Raw genomic sequence first — 3,399 nt, 5'->3', positions numbered from 1 at the left:
CGCGAGCTGCCGCCGAGCCAACGGGAGGCCGGGATCCAGCTCACGAAACTCACCCTGACGTGCCAAAATTGCACTCCCCCATCGTGTTACGAGTGATGAACGCAATCCATCCTTGTCTGCCGCTGGGGGTTACGCCAGGTGAAGATGGCTCACGTCAGCGGTCGCAAAACGAGCCACGATCACCCTTTCGAGTCCGCGCGCGATGAGGTTCAGTTGATCCCGAACCCACATCGGTCGCAGCCCGGCAAGAGCGAGCCATCTCGGGTTGAACTGACGGCTGAAGGAAAGGTGGACGACACCGTGACAATGCCCTATTGGAATACTCCAAAACTCGGAACGATGAAGCGCGTGGGCCTTTGGCTGGCGCAAGAAGTCGAAGAAGGGAACGTTTTCAGTAAGCAGGATCTGCGCGACGCCTTTCCAGCTGTATCTCAGGTCGACCGACGCCTCCGGGATCTCCGCGACTTCGGCTGGCGGATCGACACCAACCGTGAAGATCCCACCCTCGAGGCGCATGAACAGCGATTCGTCACACAGGGCGACGCGGTCTGGGAGCCCGGCAAGGCAACGCGCAAGCCTGGCGCGACCGTCAGTACGTCAGAGCGGAACCTGACGATGACCCGCGACGGGCACAAATGCCGGTCATGCGGCATCGGACCGGGTGAAACGTACCCCGGTACCTACATTGCCTCCCAGCTCGATGTCGCGCGCCGTTCGGTCAAACTTCCTTCGGGCAAGACCGAAACCCAATTGGTGATCGAATGCACCCGCTGCCGGATCGGCCGGCGCGAGCTGATTGCCGACCTTGGCGACGTGCTCACACGCATCTCGTCCTTGCCTCGCTACGAGCGAGAAATGCTGGCCAGTTGGGTGAAGCAGGACGCTCGATCTTTCGCCGAGACGGAGGCCCTGTGGGCCGCGTATCGTACGCTACCGGCCGACTCGCGGGAGATGGTTCGCGAAGCGCTCGAATAGCTTCAACACGCCATCACCCTGCCCCGTGCACCCCAGCCATCCTCGAATCTCGTCAGGAGAACTCGCGATGTTCACCGACTTCGGTTTACCCCCCCAGGCTTTCAGTACCCGCCAACTGGTCGACCAGCGCCTGAATGACCGGCGGGAGACTAACGGCGTAGCGGAGACACTCACCGTTGACTGGCGGGATTCGCGGATGCATATCGAAGTGATCGATATGCCGATCCACGCGCTCTCCTATAATCCTGGAACCCACCGAATCCGAGCACAGCGCAGCCTTGATCCCGCGCGTGACGCGGTCCTCGCCAGTGATCCGTGGATGCAGGAGAGTCAAGACTACCTCCGGTATCTGCTAACGGTGCGGCCGTCCGAGCCCGACAAGCGCGACCCCGACTTTGAGACTTTGAAGGAAAGCCTCAAAAATCACAGACAGAACGAGCCCGGCCTAATCACCCGCGATGGAATCTTGGTCAACGGCAACACGAGATGCGCCGCGCTGCAAGAACTTGACCCAAATTCAAGCATGCGGGTCGGCGTGCTGCCGGCATCATGCAGCTGGCAGGACATCAACAACCTTGAGATCTCGCTCCAGCTCCTTCCGGACGAGCGCCGGGAATACTCTTACATCAATCGCTTGCTCGCGATTGAGGAGCAGCGAATCCATCTGAATCGTGAGCTCCCAGCGATCGCGGCAACATTCCGCACCGACGTGCGCTCCTGCGAGCGTGACCTGTGGGTACTCGCCCAGTTACAGGACTTGATCGAACGCAGCAAGACAGCCGACGGGCCGACCCTCCGGTTGATGGACCTCGAACGGTCGCAAGAGAAGTTGGCAGAGCTCTACCGCGCGTACACCAAGGAACATGCGAAGAACAAGGAGCGGGCCGACCTGCTGAAAGAGGCGCGGCTGGCCGCAATCGTTCTCGACTTTTCGAAGACGGATGTCAGGTACATCGAACCCGACTTTCAGGTCCGCTATCTTGAGCGAGAATTGCCAGCGGAGCTGAGCGCGACGGAAGTAGCTACTCCCGCAACAGTATCCATCCCCGGTCTCAACCGGAGTATCGGAGCGCCCAGCGCAAACATTGCCTCCGCTCGATCAATCACCGATACCCTAATCAAGGCAAAGGCCGTCCAAGCAGCAGGCGCGGACGTCGACCTCGCAATGCGTACTACTGCTTCAGGCGTGATTGCCTCTTTCCATCAGGCATTCAACGACGCGCTCGAAAACGCCGGCCGAGACGCACGATTGAAAAAGAAGCGCCTCGCAGCACCGGATAGGATCGCGAATGCTTGTAGAGACTTGGAACAATCGGTGAACGATATAGTGGCTTCGCGTGCGAGCGCGAGTCTCGACGAGGGCGCCTTCGACGACGCACTGATTCAGCTCCGTACGGTATTGCGGAAGGTGGTATTCGAAGGGCACCGCAGCATCGAACTTCCAGGTGAAGGCCTGAGCTGGCTGACTGCGGCCGTGGACGTGAAGCAGGCATGACGTGACCGATCCTGATCAGCGACCCTCGTTGCGACTGAGCTTCGACGTCACGCGTACACGTGTCGAACTGCGCACCATCTCCGCGTTCCAGACCGACTTCGCCAGACTCACTGCGCGTCTGGCGGCATCAGCGCAGCGCGGAGTCCTCTCCGCAGAAATCGATCTGGACGACTTCCTGGTCGGCATCGGTGAGCTGAGTACATGGGCTCATCCCGACGTCGACTGGGATGCGGACCTAGCGGCACTCGTGAACGGCGTACTCGATGATTCCGATGCCGTGCAGCGCAACCTTGCCGAGGACCCCGGCGCATGGGCGGCCGGAGCTGTTCGGCCACAGGATGTCGCCAGTCGGCTGGGCAATGGATGGGTCGGAAACCTGACACCGTTCCAGGAACGCGACATTGCCAGGCTGCTCTCGTTACGCCACGGAGCCAACTTCAGCGTCCCCGGCGCCGGCAAGACACGTGTTGCGCTCGCTGTGTACGCCGCAATGCGCGAACGGGGCGAGGCGCAGCGACTGTTGGTGGTGTGCCCCAAGTCCGCGTATGACGCGTGGGAACACGAGAGCATCGAGTGCTTCGAAACGCCACTGAAGATCGCCGTCGCGGGATCGGCGACAGAGGGTATCCCCGAGCTTCGCATCGTGAACTATGAACGACTGGACCGCGCATTGAACGATCTTGCCGACTGGTTGCGGTGTGCTCCGTCGATGATCGTCCTCGACGAAGCACACCGCATGAAGCTCGGTGCCAGCGGCACATATGGGGCCGCCTGCTTAGCGCTTGGGCCACTGGCGAACCGCAGGCTGATCCTCACCGGAACGCCAGCACCCAACGGTGCACGTGACCTGGAGAATCTCCTGTCTTTCGTGTGGCCCGGTCATGGCAAGCGAATGGTGACAGAGGCAGTGGGCGGAGGCAACCTTGCCC

General features: G+C 61.0%; 3 protein-coding genes. All 3 read left to right on the top strand.

Going from position 1 to position 3,399, the window contains the following annotated elements:
* The first annotated feature begins 144 nt into the window (after positions 1-144).
* Entirely contained in the window at positions 145-975 is an 831-nt protein-coding gene (locus ACFWPJ_RS28370) for a hypothetical protein (RefSeq protein ID WP_378855894.1), read from the top strand.
* A gap of 67 nt (positions 976-1,042) precedes the next feature.
* On the top strand, positions 1,043-2,470 hold the full coding sequence (locus tag ACFWPJ_RS28365) for a transcriptional regulator (protein WP_378855892.1): 1,428 nt from the start codon (positions 1,043-1,045) through the stop codon (positions 2,468-2,470).
* 1 nt (position 2,471) lies between these two features.
* A partial coding sequence (locus tag ACFWPJ_RS28360) for an SNF2-related protein (protein WP_378855890.1) occupies positions 2,472-3,399 on the top strand: 928 nt, incomplete at its 3' end.

The sequence above is a fragment of the Nocardia sp. NPDC058497 genome, assembly GCF_042720195.1.
In the GTDB taxonomy this organism is placed as follows: domain Bacteria; phylum Actinomycetota; class Actinomycetes; order Mycobacteriales; family Mycobacteriaceae; genus Nocardia.
This window is presented reverse-complemented; position numbering and strand designations above follow the sequence as displayed.